Genomic DNA, 17,805 nt, shown 5'->3' with positions numbered 1-17,805 from the left:
CGCGGACCAATCGGTTCCACAGATTGATAACGAAGTTGCCATATCGAACGAAATTGAGAACGGTATTCGGGCGGTACGCGGACTCACGGCTCCGATGTGCGGCGTCGAAAGAAATGCTGTCTCGTGTACCCCTACCCGAGACAATTAACCGATTTCACGGGTACGATAAAAGCTTTCTGTAAACGGTCGGCGTTGGGATACGTTCGTTCGAGGCGAACGATGGTGGACGGAGCGTCGTCGTGGTCGAGGAGTCCCGAACCGAGGGCGGAGAAAAACGCTTTTCGTGGGTCCGCACGCGTGTTTGTACGATGAAAGTAGGCGTACTCGGAGCGGGGACGATGGGCCACGGAATCGCACAGGTGACGGCGATGGCGGGCCACGACGTGACGCTCCGCGACATCGAACGGGAGTTCGTGGAGAACGGTATCGAGAGCATCGAGGCGAACCTCCAGGGCGGCGTCGAGCGCGACAAGGTTTCGGAAACCGAGAAGGACGCCGCACTTGACCGAATTTCCGGCACGACCGACCTCGAAGCCGCCGTCGGCGACGCCGATTTGGTGGTCGAGGCGGTGCCCGAGAAGATGGAAATCAAGCGCGAGACGTTCGAGGACGTAGCGGCGTTCGCGTCCGACGACGCCATCATCGCGTCGAACACCTCTTCGCTCTCGCTGACCGAAATCGCCAGCGCGTTGGACGACCCGTCGAGGGCCATCGGACTGCACTTTTTCAACCCGGTGCACATCATGAAGCTGGTCGAAATCGTGATTCCCGAGCAGGCCGACCGCGAAACGGTCGATTTCGCCGCGGAGTTCGTGGCGGGCATCGACAAGGTGGGCGTCGAAGTCAACGACTCGCCCGGCTTCGCCTCCTCGCGTCTGGGCGTCGCGCTCGGCGTCGAGGCCATTCGAATGGTACAGGAGGGCGTGGCGAGTCCCCGCGACATCGACACGGCGATGGAACTCGGCTACAACCACCCGATGGGTCCCATCGAACTCGGCGACGTGGTTGGACTCGACGTCCGTCTCGGAATCCTCGAACACCTCCGCGAGGAACTGGGCGAGCGGTTCCGCCCGCCACAGATTCTCCGGCAGAAGGTGCGCGCCGGGAAACTCGGCAAGAAGACCGGCGAGGGGTTCTACGTGTGGGAGGACGGCGAAATCGTGGGGGTCTCCGGCGAAAGCCGGACGGCTCGCCGGACCGATTCCGACGACGTCACGGACGGAAACAGCGAGGTCCCCCGATGAGCGACGAAACGCCCGGAAGTCCCGAACAGGTCGCACACGAGTGCGAGACGGTCGATTTCCACGTCGAGGAGTACGTCGGGACGGTCACGCTGAATCGCCCCGACGCCCGAAACGCGCTGAACGCGCAACTGCGCGCCGAACTGAAGGACGTGCTCGATGCCGTCGAGGCGTCCCCGGACGTCCGCGTCGTCGTGCTCACGGGCGCACCGGAGGCGAAGGCGTTCGTCGCCGGGGCCGACGTAAAGGAACTCCGGGAGCGGGATGCACACGAGCAGCGCGAAGCGAGCAAGCGACCGCGCGTCTACGAGTACGTGGACGACCTCGAAAAGCCGGTTATCGCGGCCATCAACGGTCACGCGCTCGGCGGCGGATGCGAACTCGCGCAGGGCTGTGACGTGCGCGTCGCACACGAACGCGCGAAACTCGGCCAGCCCGAGATCAACCTCGGCATCATGCCCGGCGGCGGCGGCACGCAACGACTCGCGCGGTTGGTCGGCGAGGGGCAGGCCATGCGGTTGATTCTCTCCGGTGAAATCATCGACGCGGAGGAGGCGTACGACATCGGCCTCGTGGACGAAGTGTGTACCGACGACGAGTTCGAGGACCGCGTGTACGAACTCGCGGGACGGATGGCCGACAAAAGCCCGACGGCGCTCGAACTGGCGAAGAAAGCGGTCAAAGCGAGCAGTCGGATGGACTTGGAGGCGGGTATCGAGTACGAAGCCGAACTGTTCGCCCTGCTGTTCGCCTCCGAGGACAAAAACGAGGGTATCGACGCCTTTCTCGAAGACCGCGACCCCGAGTGGCAAGAGCGCTAGTTACGGCCCACCGATGAGCGTCGCCCGCTCGCGGTAAGTTTCGAACACGTCTTTCGCCCACCCCACCGCGTCGGAGGTGTCGTTCGTGAGAAGGCCGCGGAGTTCACCCCGGTCGTCGTAGACGACGAGGCTGACGCCATCGCGTTCCCCTTCGGTGACGATGAGACCGAACGGAAGCGTCGTGTCTAGCTCCCAAATCGAGACGTGGTTGGACGTCAGTGCGTCGCTCAACTGTTCGCCGTAATCCGTGATGAGGTGTTCGACGACTGGGCGTTCGAGCACCAACTCGGCGGCCATCCCCTCCCCGACGGTGCGGTCGTGAAACAGTTCGACGTACTGCGGAAGTGCGACGGGCGAAATACCCAGCACCCGGTCGGCATCGGAAACCATCTCCTCGAAATATCGGAGGGGATGGTTCGGTGCGTGTCGTTCGGCGAAAATCGTCGTGGCGTCTTCGACGAGTTCGGTGGACACCTTCGAATCGTTCGGGAGAACCGAGAGCAGTTCTCGGGTTCGATTGACGTCCTCGGCGATGCTTCGAAATGCACCGTACTCGGATTCGAGCATCCGTCCCGCGAGGGTCAACGCGAGACCCTCGTCGGTTCGTTCGACGAGTTCGTGCTCGTGGAGTTCCCGGACCGCTTTGTAAACCGTCGAGCGGGACACGTCGAGTTCGTCCCTGAGATGACGCTTCGGCATCGGTCCCGACGCGAGAGCGGTGAGAAATCCGGCACGCTTGACGACTGTCGAAACCAACGCGTCCGGACGCCCACCAGAATCGTTCATACTCATCCATCGATTCTTCTCCTCCCTTAAAAAGGTGATTTAAAAAACAGCAACAATTATAAACGCCGGTTAGTTTTCGAGACAGTTTTTCGACTTCGAACCTCGTTTGATTAATTAAAGTAATATTCCTATAGTACAATTATTCAATCGTTCGGACTCGGTTCGGACACCGGTCCTCGCTACGTGCAGGCTCGACACTCCCCGTCGCCGAACTACCTGACAGCAAGGAGGGAGAAATGGTTACGAACACGCATACGAACCACCACGACGACACGCGCGTTCCATCGGCATCGGAACTGTTCTCGATTTACGGACACCATCGGCGACGCATCGCCCTCCGTTATCTGTTGGACCACGAGTGTCCGGTTTCGTTGGACGAACTCGCCACGTTCGTCGTCGAACACGAAGCCGCCTGCACTGACGACAGACGATGCGTGTCCATCGAACTGCACCACAATCATCTGCCGCGACTCGACTGCCATGGCTGCATCGAGTACGATATCGACACGAACATCGTGGAGCGCGCGTTCGACGACCCGACGCTCGAAGATACCTTCGAACGTGCCACTGGTGCGTTCTGGTGAATGTGAGGTGCGGCGGTAGAGGCCGCACCCGTCAGAGACACATTGCAGTACCGACTGCCTGCAGTGATGAAAACACCATCCGCAGGCGTTCTCGGAATGTGACTGGTAGGATATATGTCTTTGGTTAATAATTCGGAGTTGTCGATTTATCCTGTATTTATTCGGACATATAAGAGTCCCGACGGGGGAAACGAACGCAAGGTTTAGGCGCACTTGCCGAGCAGTGTTCGGTATGGCGATTCACAGCGACTGGGGAGACTGGCTGCCACGCGCGGTCGAAGACTGGACGCCGGAGGGCTTCTCGCTCTGGTATCTCGGCTGTAACGGATTCATCCTGAAGGGGAGCGACGGAACGACGCTGTTCATCGACCCCTACGTCGGGACGGGCGACCCGCCGCGAACGGTGCGAATGGTTCCCGTTCCGTTCGACCCGGACGACGTGACGGAAGCGGACGCGGTGCTGGCGACCCACGAACACACCGACCACGTTCACGGGCCGAGCCAGGCCCCTATCCTCGAATCGACGGGCGCGAGGTTCTACGCGCCGGACGACAGCCTCGCCGTCGCGCGCGACGACGAGGAGTGGACCGAGGAGTGGGACGTTTCCCCCGACCAGTTCGAAGCGGTCGAGGAGGGCGACACCTTCGAAGTCGGCGAGTTCACCGTCCGCGTCGAACCCGCTCACGACGACGACGCGACCCACCCCGTCTCCTACGTCATCGAACACGAGTCGGCCACGTTCTTCCACGGCGGCGACACCAAACCCGGCGACGAACTCGCCGCCATCGGCGAGGAGTACGACATCGACCTCGGCGTGTTGGCGTTCGGCTCCGACGGCTGGATTCCTGACAAGGAAACCCGCGAGCCGAAGTACACGAAATGGTACAGCGACGAAAACGAAATCGCGGCCGCCGCGGACGCCCTGCAATTGGACTGCCTGCTTCCGACCCACTGGGACATGTGGAAAGGATTGACGGCGGACCCGACCGCGCTCTACGACCACACGCGGAGTTACGACTACCCAAAGTCACTCGAAATCGTAGAAATCGGCGACCGCATCGACCGTTAGTGCGAGTGGCCGGTCGCCTGCTCGAACGTGATGCCGATTCGGTCCTCGAACAGTTCTCGCGCCTTTTCTTCGATGGCAACGACGTCCTCGCTGGGTTCGCCCTGCGTGTGATGAACGGCCGCGTGAGCCTGCTGGACGAACGAGACGATGGCCATGTCGCCGACGACCGTTTCGCGGGATTCGTCCTCCTCGCGGAGGAGGTCGATGAGTCCCGGCGGGAGTTCGATTTCGTCGCTGTTGCCGTCCGGTCCTTCGATGGTGTACGTTTCCGTTTCGACGGAATCGGTATCTACCATACCTCCGCTTTGACGTGAAGCGTTAAGGGTCTGTGGATGCCGACTGCACCGCGGCCGCGGGTTCAAATTTGTGTCCGTATCGGTACAAGCCATCCGTAACTTTTCTCGAACCAATTCGGCGGAATTCGTACCAAAGGCCACTTAACGCTGTATTCGGTAGGGAGTAGCGATGAATCTGAGTGAGAAAAATCTCTTTCGTACTATCGTGACACAACTGCCCCCCGACCCGTCGTCACACGCATAATGGCATCGTTAGTTCTCGTCGTCGCCGTCGCGTTGACCGCATCGATGTTCATGTCGTGGACGGTGGGCGCGAACAGCAATTCGGCGCCCGTCGCACCCGCCGTCGGGGCGAACGCGCTGTCCGTCCTCCGCGCCGCGCTCTTGGTCGGGGTCGTCGCCGGACTCGGGGCCATCGTTCAGGGCGGGAGCATCTCCGAAACCATCGGGAAAGACCTCGTGACCGGCGTGACGATAACGCCGGTCGCGGCCGCGGCGGCCCTGCTGACCGCCGCGACGCTCATCACCATCGGCAACACGCGCGGCTATCCGATTCCATCGGCGTTCGCCGTTACGGGGGCGATGGTCGGCGCGGGCATCTCGCTCGGCGGCGGGTTCGCCACGGACGAGTACGTCAGAATCCTCGCCTTCTGGTTCACGATTCCTATCGCAAACGCCATCATCGCCTACAGCGTCGCTCGGACGCTCAGAAGCGAGTCGGTGCCGGAATCGGTCGGCATCCCTCTATTGGCCGGACTGGTCGGCTACGCCGTCGCCAACATTCAACTGACGGTGACGCCGAAGCCGAACGGCGCGCCGGGGTCCATCGCCCGCGCACTCTCGACCGATTGGCACCTGCTTCCGGACCACGTTTTCGGAAGCTACACCCTCGGCATGGTCGTCATCAGCGTCGGCTTCGGACTCCTCGCCCTCCTCGCCACGCGATGGGCGCTCGTGGGTAACGAGGAGAAGGGAATCAATCGGTTTCTGGTCGTCCTCGGGCTCATGGTCGTGTTCACCAGCGGCGGGACGCAGGTCGGTCTGGCGACCGGACCGCTCGAAGCCATCTTCGAAACGGACCTCCACCTGTCCCCGGTGTACCTCCTCGCGCTCGGAGGGGTCGGCATCCTCGTCGGCGCGTGGACCCGCGCACCGCGCCTGATTCAGGCCGTCTCACAGGAGTACGCGTCGCTGGGTCCGCGCCGGTCCATCGCCGCGCTCATCCCCGCCTTCCTCATCGCCCAACTCGCAATCGTCCTCGGCATCCCCATCTCGTTCAACAAGGTGATGATTTCCAGCATCGTCGGCGCTGGCTTGGCCGTTCGCTCGTCCGGGTCCGGCGGCGGCGTTTCGGCGTCCAAAGCGGGCTACACGCTCGGCGCGTGGGTGTTCTCGATGGTCGGCGCCGGACTCATCAGCTTCGGTCTCTATCGCGTGCTGACGATGATTCCGGGGTTCACGTGAGGACTCACGAAACCAGTTGGTCGAGTATCTCCTCTTCCGCCGCCGCCGTCTTCATCTCCTCCCACGTCTCGAACTCCGTCGTCTCCGCGACGTAGCCGTCGAGACGGTCGTTCGGGAGTTCGTCCATGTCTCCCGCCTCGTCGAGGTCCCACGAACTCTCCCGATAGAAGGCGCGAAACGAGTCGTACTGGGTGTGACGTCGCATGAACTCCTTCGAGAAGAACTCGTCCGAGTCCACCCGTGTTCCCGCCTGTAACTCGAAGACGCGCTCCTGTGCTTCTTCGAGCCGCCCGTGAAGGGGGTCCAGTTCGGAGACGCGAAGGTCGAAGTCCATGCGGGCCACTACTCGCGTCCATACACTAAACGCTGTGGCTGGACGTTCGCCCCGCGAAAAACGTCGTGCCTCGAATCTTCGATCAGTCGTCGGAGGCCGCCGCACCCTCTTGGGCGGCGCTCGCCTCGCCGAGTTCGGCCGTCTCCAGGTAGTCGTCCGCGTCGAGGGCCGCCTTACAGCCCATTCCCGCGGCGGTCACGGCCTGCTGGTAATGGTAGTCCACCACGTCGCCCGCGCCGAAGATGCCGGGGACGTCCGTCTTCGTCTGGTCTCCGCCTTTCCCGCCCTGTGTGCGGATGTAGCCTTCTTCGTCCAGTTCGACGCCCGTATCTTCGAGGTAGCCCGTGTTGGGCGTGTGGCCGATTGCGAGGAACACCGCGCCGATGTCGAAGTCGAACTTCTCGGTTTCGGGGTCGTCGAGTTTCTCGGACGGCTTTCCGTCGGGATTTCGTACCATCGTCACGTGGTCCACGCCTTCCTCGGGCGAGCCGTGAATCTCGGTGACTTCGGTGTTCTTCATGATCTCGATTTCGCCGTCGTCGACCTTCTCCTGCAGGCGGTCTTGCCAGTAGTCCTCCGCGCGGAACTCCTCGCGGCGGTGGACGAGGTACACCTTCTCCGCGAACTTCGTCAGGAAGGTCGCCTCCTCGAAGGCGGCGTCGCCGCCGCCGACGACGATCATCTCCTCGTCGCGGAAGAACGCGCCGTCACAGGTCGCACAGGTCGAGACGCCGTAGCCCATCAGTTCGTCCTCGCCCGGAATCGAGAGCGTGCGGGCGCTCGCGCCGCTGGCCGCGATGAGCGCGTCGGTCGTGTACACGTCGCCGTTCGTGAGCTCGACGCGGAACGGACGGGAGGACTCGTCCACGTCCTCGATGATGCCGGTCCGCACGTCGGCACCGAAGCGTTCGGCCTGTTCCTGCATGTTGTTGATGAGTTCCGGCCCGCTGATGCCGTCGGGGAATCCGGGGTAGTTCTCCACGTCCGTCGTGAGCGTCAACTGCCCGCCGGGTTCGTCGCCCTGCAGGACGAGCGGGTCGTTGTTCGACCGGGCGGAGTAGATGGCCGCGGTGAGTCCCGAGATGCCGCTCCCCGAAACGATGACTTTCCGGTGTTCCGGGTCGGAATCGACGGCTTCACCGCCGTCGGCCAGCGCGAGGCCCAGCTTTTCGTCCAGCTTGCCTTCCTCTTCGAGCGCGCAGGTTTCGTCCCAGCCGCCGATGAGCTCGTCGTCGATGAACACTTCCGGGGCGGTTTTCCGCCCGTCGGCGCGTTCGACCATCTCCTCGAACAGTTCCTCGTCGCGGGTTACGTTGTACGTCTCGTACTCGACTCCTTTTCCGTCGAGGAGTTCTTTGGCCTTATCGCAATAGGAACAGTTCTCCTTGATGTACATCTCGACACGAGGCTCTTCGTTCATGGTGCAATATCACTCGTCGTCGTGTATTTACCTTGCGCTGTCTCCCGTCGTTTCCGGTTTCACCGTCGGACTCGCTCGAAGCTCTTACCTTCGCGCTCCGCCACGATTCGGCTATGTCCGCAGAGTTAGTCGAGAAGACGAACCGCTACGAACGCCTGCTGTCGGAGGCGCTCGACGCCGCCGAAATCGCCGCGCCGACGGACACCCCGATGGGCGAAGCGGCGGTGGACTGCCGGGAGATGGCCCGGTCGTATCTGGAGGACGGGAGGCACTTCAAGGACGAGGACGATTTCGTCAACGCGCTGGCGTCGTTTTCCTACGGCCACGCGTGGCTCGACGCAGGGGCGCGCATCGGCGTCTTCGACGTTCCCCGAGAGGGGCATCTGTTCACGGTGTAGACCGCATACTGAATCAGTAGGGCGATGCGCTTACGTGGGCAGAGTGTTTCGGTTGGGGGTGATGGAGGGCGTCCTCTGGTACGTGCTCACCGGTACCCGTGGCGGAGCCAACCGCGTTCGGTTGGTCCGGGCCGTCGACGAGCGACCACGGAACGCCAACCAACTCGCGGAGGACTTGGACCTCGATTACAAGACGGTTCGTCACCATCTGGACGTCCTCATGGACAACGGAATCGTCGAGAACAGCGGCGACGAGTACGGTGCGGTGTACCTGTTGACTGACCGAGTGCGACAGCACTGGGAGACGGTCGAGGAGATAATCGAGAAGGTGGAATGAGTATGGCCGAATCTGGGAAAGCATATATGCGAACACGATTACAAAGGAGGGACGACGGATGGGAATCTGGATAGACGTCGCGCGGGTTTCCACGGCGCTCAACGTGGTGTTACTTCTCGGCTTGAGCTACGTGTGGCTCGACAACTACCGTCAGTTTCAGTCGAAACACACGCTCGGTCTGTCGGTGTTCTCCGTCCTCCTTCTCGCGCAAAACGCGTTGGCGTTCTACATCTACTCGTGGGATAACTTGTTGTCCGTTTGGTTCGCAACCAAGGTTCCCGCCCCCGCGTGGAAAGCGATGCTCGCGCTTCACGTCCTCGAATTTCTCGCGCTGGTGTTCCTCGCGTGGGTCACGTGGGACTGACCTCCTCTTCTCGACCGTCGCCTCTCGGACTAGATGACCATTTACGCGTGTTTAGCCACTCCATAGCAAGGAGTCCGGAGGACCTACGAAACGTCCGTGACACCTCGAACTCGACGCGCACCGACCGGGGCGTGGTCAAGGTGAGCGGAAACGGGAAACTGTGGTACGTCCTCTCCGGCAGTCGCGGCGGCGCTCGCCGAGCGACCCTACTGGCGGAACTCGCCGAGGAACCGCGCAATCCGAACCGGTTGGCGGCCGACCTCGACATCGACTACAGCACCGTTCGGCATCATTTGGACGTCCTCGTCGAGCACGAACTCGTCGAAACGGAGACGGGCGACTACGGGTCGCGGTACGTCCTATCGGCGGAAACCGAACGGAACTGGGAGGAGGTCGAGCGGATAATCCGAACGGTGTCGTAGCGTCCCGACACGGCTCAGCCGAGGACACCGAATCCGTTCATCGGACCGAACAGGACGTGAAGCAGGACACCGACGACGAGCGCGGGTATCGTGGTGTAGATGGACGCAACGACCGCGGCCGTTTTGTCGATGGCGATGAGCGGGAAGAGGGCGTCCCCGTCCTGGCTGATGGCGTTCGCGGTGAGCGCGGAGAACGGTATCGCGCCCTCGGCGTACACGCTGGCGAGCACGATTTGCGGGCCACAGCCAGGAATCAGGCCGACGACGGCACCGGCGATGGGGGCGAGGAGGCCCGCGGCCGCGGCGAGCGCGCCGACGTCGATACCGAACAGCAGGACACCGTACTCGTAGAGCAGGTACGCGGCGAGCACCCAGACGGTGACGAAACTCGTTTCCATCGCCGCGTGCGTGAGGGTTTCGTACGCATCCCCGAACGATTCGGGTGCCCGGCCGACGTGCCCGTCACCGAGGTAGTGTCGGCCGACGAAGTAGAGATACAACGACAGGGTGGTTCCCGTCACTCCGACGACGGTGAACGCTCCGGCATAGGTGGGGCCGACGGTGAGCGCGACGTCCGGTGCGCCCGCGAGCAGGTACATCACACCGAGGACGAGCGCGGCGGCCGCCGACACCCACCAAACGGCGTGGGCCGCGTGACTCAGCGGCGTCAGGACGGACGAGGTTCGTGCGGCCTCCGTTTCACAGCCCGCATCGTACTCGTGCGTCGGATTACCGCCGGGACCGTCGGCGGCGAACCCCCCGTCGGTCGCGGTTCGTCCGAACGACGCGACGGCGCGGTCGATTCGGCCGACACCCATCCCGAAGCGGTCGATGGCGTAGCCGGAGAGGACGGCCGTCACGAACGCGACGCCGTAGGCGTACAGTCCCGCTTTCGGGGCCAGTGCGAGGATGACGAACGCCGAATCACCGGCGGTCGCGATGAGCGTTGCGACGACGGTGCCGAAGCTGACCGTCCCGCGAACGTACAGCGGCATCATCACGATCGCCCCGCCACAGCCCGGCGTGAGTCCCATGAGAGCGCCGAACAACGGTTGGAGGCGCTCGTTTTCGGAGAGTCGCTCAACCAGCGCCCCGTTCGTTCGGTACTGGACGAGGCCGAAGAGGAGGACGGTAACCGCGACGAACGCACTCACCTGCACGTAGCCGTCCCGGACGGATGCGACAAATATCTCTACAAGGTTATTCATCCGCTCCACGCTCCGTTCTGCCTGCCGAAGATGCTTTTAGACATATCTAAAAACTAGTTTAGTACTGTGCTATATTAGTGTTTTGCCCGCCGAACCACCGTCATCTCTCCCCCGACGCGCCGCGATAGTGTCATATGATATCAATAGCCGCAATTTTTATACCCGTCACTCCGTTCTATCTACCTGCAATGGCGAAAGGTACGGTAACCTTCTTTAACGACACCGGCGGCTACGGTTTCATCGAGACTGACGACGCGGACGACGACGTGTTCTTCCACATGGAGGATGTCGGCGGCCCGGACTTAGAGGAGGGACAAGAAGTCGAATTCGACATCGAACAGGCGGACAAAGGCCCACGCGCGACGAATCTCCAACGGCTCTGAACGAACTTCGTCCGGGGGACGAACGACGGACAGCGGCCGCTCAGTTTCGGCAGCGCGCCAACAAGATTTTTCTCCTTTCCGACCGATACTGTCGGTATGGTGGAAACCTACGTTCGATTACTCTGCCCGGAATGCGGAAAACACTGGGAATCCAGTCCCAACGATCTGCCGGAACCCAAACGACAGTTCCACTGTCCGAACTGTCACGCAACGAGACGAACGTCGGAGTTCACGCGGACCGAGCGCGACCTCGAAACGCTCAAACAACTCCAGTAAGCCGACGTTACTCGGCGAAGGGACCGATTTCGAACGACGGATATCTTTTTGCGGTTCGCCGCCTCTCGTTTCCCGTAGCGAACGAGCCGTTTACTCGTCATTATGCCCCGACACACTCGACGACTGTCCCCTCGAAATCGGACGTGTTCGAGCGCCAGAACCGGACGATTTCGGAGTCGGCTTCGATACCGACCGGAAACCACCGAAAAGCTGACTATACGGCGTGCTAACGGGACTCAAGATAATAATATAACCCTGCAACCGTTACGTTCGTGTGCTTATGAAGAAGCAGGAGCTCATCCACCTTCACGGCCTGCTTGCGGAAGTTGGCAATCATTTCGAGGAACAGGACGGGAAACAGATCACGCTGGACGACTACGACTCCCTTGGTGTACGACCGACGTCCATTCATAAATCAAAAACAGACCACAAGGCAGCTGTTTTTGCACTCTCCGAGGCCATCACCGACGGTATGCGTGCGACCGAACGCGAAGCGGTCGCACCGCAGGCAGACTGAGCGACGGTACGCCGATTCTCGACGAGAACTGATTCTCCAGTGGCAACTTCCGCTGTTGCTACATTCTCCTGCCGAAAATGACAATTCCAGTACTGTATCGGATTCTCAGACATGATAACGGTCTGTGGGTTATAATACATGTCACTTCGTACTCGGACGGTAGTGGACTGACAAATATCAAACAAAAACGCCATAAGACAAACATGAAAAATAATAAGACAGACAGTTCGTCGCTGGAACGAGGTCAGGTCGGCATCGGAACGCTCATCGTGTTCATCGCGATGGTGCTGGTCGCCGCAATCGCTGCGGGCGTCCTCATCAACACGGCAGGATTCCTTCAGTCGAAATCCCAACGAACTGGAACGGAGAGTACCGCACAGGTCACCGACCGCGTACACGTGGTCAGCGCGTACGGGAACGTCACGTATAACTCCTCGATGAATCAGCACGTCGTGGATTACGTCAATCTCACGGTGATGAAAGGCTCCGGCGCGGGCGACATCAATCTCTCGAAGGCGACAATCGAGTGGCTCGGACCGGACGACGGTCTCATTCTGGTGAACGGAAGCACCCCGGACAAACAGAACTTCACCGTCGAAGCGATTCGTGACTCGGACGACACGCTTCCCGTTCTCGTCAATCAGGACGACCGGTTCAGAATCGTCCTCGATACGGAGAAGATCACCGGCGGACTCAAAGAGCGACAGGAGTTCACCATGAAAATCGTGACGACCGCAGGTGCGGTGACGTACCACCACAGCATCCCAGAAACGCTCTCGGATAGCCACGCAATCGCGCTATAATCCCACCCCTTTGTCAGTTTTTTCAGCCTGCTCAGCGACGCCTATCGTGCCACGCGGGGAACTCCTCGCGCACCCCTTCCACGCGCGTCGGGTCGATGTCCCGGACCACGACTTCCGGTTCGTCGCCCGTGCTGGCGAGCATCGTTCCCCACGGGTCGAACACCGACGACCGGCCGATGAGCGTCGCGTCCTCGTAGGACCCGGACCCGTTGATGGCGGCGACGAAACACTGGTTTTCGATGGCACGCGCCCGTGTGAGCACTTCCCAGTGTTCGACCCTGGGATACGGCCACGCGCTCGGAACGAGAACCAACGTCGCGCCCGCCTCCGCGATGTCGCGGTAGAGTTCGGGAAACCGAAGGTCGTAACACGTCGTCATCCCGACGGTGATTCCATCGAACTCGGCGATGCCGAGCGATTCACCGGGAACGAGCATCTCGGCTTCCGCCGATTCGTAGCCGAACAGGTGGTGTTTTCGATACACCGCTTTCCGTCGCCCGTCGCGGTCGAAAAAGACGGACGTGTTGGCGAGGCCCTCCTCGGCGGGCGTCTCGCCGTCGGTTTCCGAGAGGTCCTCGACGATGCTTCCCGCGAGGACGCCGATATCGCGTTCGTCGGCGAGGTCGGCGATTCGTGAGAGCGTCGGCCCGTCGAGTGCTTCCGCATTTCGCTGGTACGTATCGAAGGCGAAGTAGCCGACGTTGAATATCTCGGGGAGTGCCACGAGGTCCGCGCCGCGTTCCGCCGCCGATTCGATGGCGTCGGTCGCCCGCCGGACGTTCGTCTCCACGTCGCCGCCGTCGATGGCGATTTGGGCGAGAGCGAGTTTCACGAGACGACACCGACCTCCTCTTGCAGCTCGGTCTCCAAGTTTGTCAACTCGTCGTCCAGATGTTTTTTGAAATAGCGCTCGATGCCGGGAACCCGACCCTCCACGATGAACCGATTGTGGAGTTTACACCCGGAGTCGGTCTCCTCGATGTTGTGCTCTCCCGTGACGCGCATCGCCGAGGACCGACCGACGAACTTCACGTATCGAGGTTCCTCGCGGGTCACGTCCTCAGTCTCGACGGGAATCGTTCGGTTGACGAACGGAATCGGAAGTTCGATGTGCCACGTCGCCCTCCTGCCTCCGGCTTTCGTGTCGTAGTCCGCGACCACGCTGATAGCTTCGGCTCGGCGTTTTGGGTCGGCGATGAACTCCCACACGTCCTCCGGTGGCACCGGAAGATCGAAGGTCCGCTCTACCCGGACAGTCATACGACTAGATTAGGCTGTAGCGGTAAAAAGCCAGCCACTTAGCTCGGACTTACTTTCCACGTCGTCGAACGAGCGCGTCCCCACTTCTCGATGTCCACGTCTTCGGACTTTTCGGCCAGTCGGGGGAGTCGGGAACCGACTTGCTTCGATGAGAGTCCGAGGTGTTTGGCGATGTTCTTTGCGCGGAAATAGCGCTCACCACCAGCCACGCTCTCGCGCAGGAATTCGAGGATACGCTGTTCCTCGTTGCTGAACTCTGTCATCCTCACCCCCACTACGGGCCTGACGGCCTTAACCATTATCCTCCGCCGGACAAGTATCGATTTCGAGTCAGTTCTGATAGAGGTGGCTCGCGGCGACCGCGAGGACTCCCGCAATCATCGCTGTCGCAAAGCCCCACGCGGCGGTTTCCGTCCCCGGGGTGACAAACGTTACCGCTGCACCAGCGATTGCGAGGAGGACGAACAGCACGGAAAGCCCCGTCCCCATATCCGTCGTAACTGCCTGTGTTCCTGCCATATGCTCCCTTTTTCGGAGCGGGAACTTAGTTCATTCTACTCGATGAAGTGCCCACCACGGTACGCCAATAATTCGAGGGGTTTTTGCCGCCGCTCGACAGGAACCGCGTATGGTCCTGGGAAAACTCAAGGGAATATTACGTCTCGGAAAGCGAGGATTTCTCGCAATCGTACTCGTCGTCGCGCTCGTCGGCGCAGGCGTTCTGTACGGCGTTCTCGGCGTGCCGAGCGTCGTCGGGTTGGACAACGAGTTCGGATCGGTGACAAATCAGACGACTGGAATCGAAACCGCGCTCGTGGTGAGCAATCCGAACCCCATCGCCATCAGCGCGGGCAACACGTCGGTGAACTACACCGTCGATATGAACGACGTGACGATGGCGAGCGGAAGCAGGTCGAACCTCGGACTCGACCGCGGCAACACGACGCTTCGGTTCTCCACGCGAATGCGAAACGACAAAATCCCCGAGTGGTGGGTGTCGCACATCCGCAACGGGGAGCGGACCACGCTCCGACTTCAATCGACGGTTCACTCCTCGCTGGTTGGGCGGTCGGTGCGCGTGCCCTACAACCAGCAGATAGAGACGGACATCATCGGCGAGTTCAATTCCTCGGAGACGCGACCCGTGAACGCGAACGCGCCGCTCGTCTCCGACCCGGTGCTCTACGTGAACGAAACGAGCGCGAATTGGGGTTCCGTGACGCGCGAGACGACGCCGATTCGGATGCGAATGCGGGTGTACAACCCCAAGGCGGTGACGTACACTATCAGCGAAATCGGCTACGACGTGACGATGAACGGCATCGCCGTCGGGAACGGAACGACCGACCGGCCGTACGCGATTCCCGGCAAGTCCGAGGAGACGATTCGTATGAAAACGGTCATCCGGAACGAACACCTCGACGACTGGTGGGTCAGTCACCTCCGAAACGGACAGCAGACGGACCTGAAAATCTCGTTTTACGCCAACATCGAGCTGCCGAGCGGCGAGACGGTTCGCGTCCCGCTCCGCCAACTCACCTACGAAAAACGGATACAGACCCACATCTTCGAGAACGACTCGGCCGAGGGAACGCTCCAAGCGAACGGAACGGCGGGCGGTGAGTCGATGAAAACGACCGACAGCGGAACGACGGCGGCGACGACGGGGACCACGGAGGACGGCGGAACCGCGGCCGGTACGGATGGAACCGCGACGACCGTCACGACCGAATCCGCGACGACGGACGACGGCGGTTTGCTCGGAGACCTCCGCGCCGTCGCGCCCGGTTACGACTGACGTAGAATTCACCACCACCGATAGAGTTTTTATTCCGGCGGGAGCAGATGGGTGTATGACACGGAGTACTCACTCTCCTGGTCGAGTTCTTCTCCCGCAATGAGAATACCGTAACCGCAACGCGGGACGGTGAATCGATTCGAGTGGACATCGACGGCGAAACCTTCGAGCTATCGCGCGAAACTGCTACCGACCTGCAGGACGCGGTAGGCGACGCGCTAACCGAGCGCCGCGAGTTCTTCCGCACGGCGGGGACGTTCCGCGAAGACGGCAGCTACGAGGTTTCCCGCCGCGGTGCCGACTCCGCAGGGAACGCCAAGGTGTTCCAAACGTTCGACGCGATGGCGCGGTTGTTCGACCGGCTCCCCGCGCAGTTCACCGCGGAGGACGTCGGCAGAACCGGAATCACGGGGTCGCGCCGCCACCTGCTCATTCGACACTTCGGGGAACACCCCGATTTCCCGTGTCGAATATCCTCACGAAACCCGCTGACCGCGGAAAAGGAGGACGAAGTGGCCGTCGCTACCGGAAAGACGGAGGTCGGCGCCGACTGAGGTGCCGACGCGGAACGTATCGAACGGTGTGAAAAAGTCGAAAAACGGGTGCGAAGTCGGTCGAAAATCGGCCGCGTCTACGGCGTCACGCGGTCTGGGTCGCGCGGGAAGAGGATGGCTTCTTTGATGTTGTCCAGCTCGCCGACCTTCTGGACGAGTCGGTCGATACCGAGGCCGTAGCCGCCGTGGGGCGGAATGCCGAACCGGAAGGCCTCCAGGTAGAAGTGGAAGTTCTCGGGGTCTGCACCCTGGTCTTCCATGTACTCGCTCATCGTCTCGATGTCGTGTTCACGCTGACCGCCCGAGGAGAGTTCCTGACCCTTGTAGATGAGGTCGAACTTCCGCGAGGCGATGTCGTCGCCCGGCACGTCCTGTTTGTAGTAGAACTTCTCGTCCGGGTAGCCGACGACGAAGAAGGCGGGGTGGTCCTGCTCCTCGAAGTACTCGCCGAGCAGTTTCTCGCCCTTCGTGTCGAGGTCGGTTTCGTCCTCCGGTACGTGGTCGAACTCCGCGGCGAGGATGTCGCGGGCCTCCTCGAACGTGACGCGCGGGAACGGGTCGGTCGGGACCGCGAGGTCGACGCCGAGCGTTTCCAGTTCGTCCGTCGCGTTCTCGCTCACCCGTTCGAGCGTGTGGCGGAGGGACTCCTCCTGGACGTCCATCACGTCGTGATGGTCGTCGATGTACGCCAACTCGACGTCGAACATCGAGATTTCGGAGACGTGCCGAGAAGTGGCGAACGCTTCCGCGCGGAACGCCGTCCCGGTTTCGTAGATTTTGTCGAATCCGGCCGCCATGAGCATCTGCTTGTACAACTGGGGACTCTGGGAGAGGAACACTTCCTCGCCGTAGTAGACGACGGGGAACAGTTCCGCGCCGCCCTCCGCACCCTCCTGCGAGAGGAGGGGCGTATCGACGTTGCGGAATCCCTCGCCGTCGAACCATTCCTCCATGGCGTTGACGAGCTTCGAGCGCAGCGAGAACACCGCGTACGTTTCGGACTTTCGGAGGTCGATGCTCCGGTTGTCGAGTCGCGTCGAGAGGTCCGACTCGATATCCTTCGCCACTTCCATCGGCAGCGGCGATTCGGCCGCGTTGATGACCTCGAGTTCGGACGGCATGAGTTCGACGCCGCCCGGCGCTTGGTCGCTCGCTTTCACCGAGCCGGTGATTCGAACGACGTCCTCCTTCCCGAGGTCGTTCGCCGCCTCGAAGAGGTCCGCGTCGTTCCCTTCCTTGAACACGACCTGCGTCTGCCCTTCCCGGTCGCGGACGATGACGAAGGAGAGTCCACCGAGGTCCCGAATGTCGTGGACGTGTCCCGCAATGGATACCGTCTCGCCGTCCTGTTCCGCCGTGATGTCGTCAGAATACGTTCGCTCTATCATTGTCTCGACTACGCTTCGTGTCGTGTTCCCACCGAGTCAGTCGCGGCTATTGATTCTTCCGACTACGGGCCGCAAATCGGTG

25 protein-coding genes are annotated in these 17,805 nt (G+C 61.4%); 15 read left to right on the top strand and 10 right to left on the bottom strand.

Annotated features, from left to right (window positions below; genetic code table 11):
- The first annotated feature begins 308 nt into the window (after positions 1-308).
- Both V5735_RS00770 and V5735_RS00765 read left to right on the top strand, forming a co-directional pair.
- Positions 309-1,244, top strand: coding sequence for a 3-hydroxyacyl-CoA dehydrogenase family protein (locus tag V5735_RS00770; RefSeq protein ID WP_423744615.1), 936 nt, complete (start codon positions 309-311; stop codon positions 1,242-1,244).
- Entirely contained in the window at positions 1,241-2,062 is an 822-nt protein-coding gene (locus V5735_RS00765; protein WP_423744614.1) for an enoyl-CoA hydratase/isomerase family protein, read from the top strand. The genes V5735_RS00770 and V5735_RS00765 overlap by 4 nt, the downstream gene beginning before the upstream one ends.
- Here V5735_RS00765 and V5735_RS00760 read toward each other — a convergent pair whose 3' ends face one another.
- The gene (locus V5735_RS00760; protein ID WP_423744613.1) at positions 2,063-2,848 is read right to left on the bottom strand and encodes a helix-turn-helix transcriptional regulator; all 786 of its coding nucleotides are present in this window, start codon (positions 2,846-2,848) and stop codon (positions 2,063-2,065) included. It abuts the gene before it with no gap.
- Positions 2,849-3,084: 236 nt separating this feature from the next.
- On the opposite strand from V5735_RS00760, the gene V5735_RS00755 reads away from it, so the two are divergent.
- Positions 3,085-3,432: a DUF7344 domain-containing protein gene (locus tag V5735_RS00755; RefSeq protein WP_423744612.1), complete on the top strand. Its 348-nt coding sequence runs from the start codon at positions 3,085-3,087 to the stop codon at positions 3,430-3,432.
- A 232-nt stretch (positions 3,433-3,664) separates the two neighbouring features.
- A complete protein-coding gene (locus V5735_RS00750; protein ID WP_423744611.1) occupies positions 3,665-4,501 on the top strand; it encodes an MBL fold metallo-hydrolase in 837 nt (278 codons plus the stop codon).
- Here the strand turns inward: V5735_RS00750 and V5735_RS00745 are convergent.
- Positions 4,498-4,797, bottom strand: coding sequence for a DUF7545 family protein (locus tag V5735_RS00745; RefSeq protein ID WP_007977346.1), 300 nt, complete (start codon positions 4,795-4,797; stop codon positions 4,498-4,500). The two genes, V5735_RS00750 and V5735_RS00745, sit on opposite strands and share 4 nt — an antisense overlap.
- 243 nt (positions 4,798-5,040) lie before the next feature.
- On the opposite strand from V5735_RS00745, the gene V5735_RS00740 reads away from it, so the two are divergent.
- Positions 5,041-6,261, top strand: coding sequence for an anion permease (locus V5735_RS00740; protein ID WP_423744610.1), 1,221 nt, complete (start codon positions 5,041-5,043; stop codon positions 6,259-6,261).
- Positions 6,262-6,265: 4 nt separating this feature from the next.
- Here the strand turns inward: V5735_RS00740 and V5735_RS00735 are convergent, their stop codons facing one another.
- Positions 6,266-6,595 (bottom strand): hypothetical protein, encoded by a 330-nt coding sequence (locus V5735_RS00735; RefSeq protein WP_423744609.1) that lies wholly within the window; start codon positions 6,593-6,595, stop codon positions 6,266-6,268.
- Between the two features lie 82 nt (positions 6,596-6,677).
- Positions 6,678-8,015, bottom strand: a complete 1,338-nt coding sequence (locus V5735_RS00730) for an FAD-dependent oxidoreductase (protein ID WP_423744608.1) — start codon at positions 8,013-8,015, stop codon at positions 6,678-6,680.
- A gap of 113 nt (positions 8,016-8,128) precedes the next feature.
- Here V5735_RS00730 and V5735_RS00725 point away from each other — a divergent pair, with 113 nt between their 5' ends.
- The 4 genes from V5735_RS00725 to V5735_RS00710 all read left to right on the top strand — a co-directional run bounded on the left by V5735_RS00725 (position 8,129) and on the right by V5735_RS00710 (position 9,536).
- The gene (locus V5735_RS00725) at positions 8,129-8,413 is read left to right on the top strand and encodes a DUF357 domain-containing protein (protein ID WP_423744607.1); all 285 of its coding nucleotides are present in this window, start codon (positions 8,129-8,131) and stop codon (positions 8,411-8,413) included.
- 61 nt (positions 8,414-8,474) lie between these two features.
- Positions 8,475-8,750, top strand: coding sequence for an ArsR/SmtB family transcription factor (locus V5735_RS00720; RefSeq protein ID WP_423744606.1), 276 nt, complete (start codon positions 8,475-8,477; stop codon positions 8,748-8,750).
- A gap of 58 nt (positions 8,751-8,808) precedes the next feature.
- On the top strand, positions 8,809-9,114 hold the full coding sequence (locus tag V5735_RS00715) for a hypothetical protein (protein WP_007977357.1): 306 nt from the start codon (positions 8,809-8,811) through the stop codon (positions 9,112-9,114).
- A gap of 131 nt (positions 9,115-9,245) precedes the next feature.
- Positions 9,246-9,536 carry a helix-turn-helix domain-containing protein gene (locus V5735_RS00710; RefSeq protein WP_423744605.1) on the top strand — a complete coding sequence of 97 codons (291 nt, stop codon included), beginning with the start codon at positions 9,246-9,248 and terminating at the stop codon, positions 9,534-9,536.
- A 14-nt stretch (positions 9,537-9,550) separates the two neighbouring features.
- Here the strand turns inward: V5735_RS00710 and V5735_RS00705 are convergent, their stop codons facing one another.
- Positions 9,551-10,744 (bottom strand): putative manganese transporter, encoded by a 1,194-nt coding sequence (locus tag V5735_RS00705; RefSeq protein ID WP_423744604.1) that lies wholly within the window; start codon positions 10,742-10,744, stop codon positions 9,551-9,553.
- A gap of 188 nt (positions 10,745-10,932) precedes the next feature.
- On the opposite strand from V5735_RS00705, the gene V5735_RS00700 reads away from it, so the two are divergent.
- From V5735_RS00700 to V5735_RS00685, 4 genes are all read left to right on the top strand, one after another.
- Positions 10,933-11,127 (top strand): cold-shock protein, encoded by a 195-nt coding sequence (locus V5735_RS00700; protein WP_007977377.1) that lies wholly within the window; start codon positions 10,933-10,935, stop codon positions 11,125-11,127.
- 96 nt (positions 11,128-11,223) lie between these two features.
- Entirely contained in the window at positions 11,224-11,403 is a 180-nt protein-coding gene (locus V5735_RS00695; protein ID WP_007977378.1) for a hypothetical protein, read from the top strand.
- Positions 11,404-11,683: 280 nt separating this feature from the next.
- Positions 11,684-11,920, top strand: a complete 237-nt coding sequence (locus V5735_RS00690; RefSeq protein WP_007977379.1) for a UPF0058 family protein — start codon at positions 11,684-11,686, stop codon at positions 11,918-11,920.
- A 203-nt stretch (positions 11,921-12,123) separates the two neighbouring features.
- Positions 12,124-12,723, top strand: coding sequence for an archaellin/type IV pilin N-terminal domain-containing protein (locus V5735_RS00685; protein WP_423744603.1), 600 nt, complete (start codon positions 12,124-12,126; stop codon positions 12,721-12,723).
- A 31-nt stretch (positions 12,724-12,754) separates the two neighbouring features.
- Here the strand turns inward: V5735_RS00685 and V5735_RS00680 are convergent, their stop codons facing one another.
- The 4 genes from V5735_RS00680 to V5735_RS00665 form a co-directional block, all read right to left on the bottom strand.
- A complete protein-coding gene (locus V5735_RS00680) occupies positions 12,755-13,555 on the bottom strand; it encodes a carbon-nitrogen family hydrolase (RefSeq protein ID WP_423744602.1) in 801 nt (266 codons plus the stop codon).
- Positions 13,552-13,983, bottom strand: coding sequence for an SRPBCC family protein (locus V5735_RS00675; protein ID WP_423744601.1), 432 nt, complete (start codon positions 13,981-13,983; stop codon positions 13,552-13,554). The genes V5735_RS00680 and V5735_RS00675 overlap by 4 nt, the downstream gene beginning before the upstream one ends.
- Before the next feature lie 38 nt (positions 13,984-14,021).
- The gene (locus V5735_RS00670) at positions 14,022-14,246 is read right to left on the bottom strand and encodes a DUF7123 family protein (protein ID WP_007977383.1); all 225 of its coding nucleotides are present in this window, start codon (positions 14,244-14,246) and stop codon (positions 14,022-14,024) included.
- A 67-nt stretch (positions 14,247-14,313) separates the two neighbouring features.
- On the bottom strand, positions 14,314-14,502 hold the full coding sequence (locus V5735_RS00665; protein WP_423744600.1) for a DUF7525 family protein: 189 nt from the start codon (positions 14,500-14,502) through the stop codon (positions 14,314-14,316).
- Positions 14,503-14,611: 109 nt separating this feature from the next.
- Here V5735_RS00665 and V5735_RS00660 point away from each other — a divergent pair, with 109 nt between their 5' ends.
- Together V5735_RS00660 and V5735_RS00655 are read left to right on the top strand one after the other, a co-directional pair.
- Positions 14,612-15,781, top strand: coding sequence for an LEA type 2 family protein (locus V5735_RS00660; protein ID WP_423744599.1), 1,170 nt, complete (start codon positions 14,612-14,614; stop codon positions 15,779-15,781).
- Positions 15,782-15,924: 143 nt separating this feature from the next.
- Positions 15,925-16,335, top strand: coding sequence for a DUF7528 family protein (locus V5735_RS00655; protein WP_423744597.1), 411 nt, complete (start codon positions 15,925-15,927; stop codon positions 16,333-16,335).
- Between the two features lie 77 nt (positions 16,336-16,412).
- Here V5735_RS00655 and aspS read toward each other — a convergent pair whose 3' ends face one another.
- Positions 16,413-17,723, bottom strand: a complete 1,311-nt coding sequence (gene aspS / locus V5735_RS00650; protein ID WP_423744596.1) for an aspartate--tRNA(Asn) ligase — start codon at positions 17,721-17,723, stop codon at positions 16,413-16,415.
- Positions 17,724-17,805: the final 82 nt, after the last annotated feature.

Origin of the sequence: Haladaptatus sp. SPP-AMP-3 (assembly GCF_049568665.1) — an archaeon.
GTDB classification, from domain to species: Archaea; Halobacteriota; Halobacteria; order Halobacteriales; family Haladaptataceae; genus Haladaptatus; species Haladaptatus paucihalophilus.
This window is presented reverse-complemented; position numbering and strand designations above follow the sequence as displayed.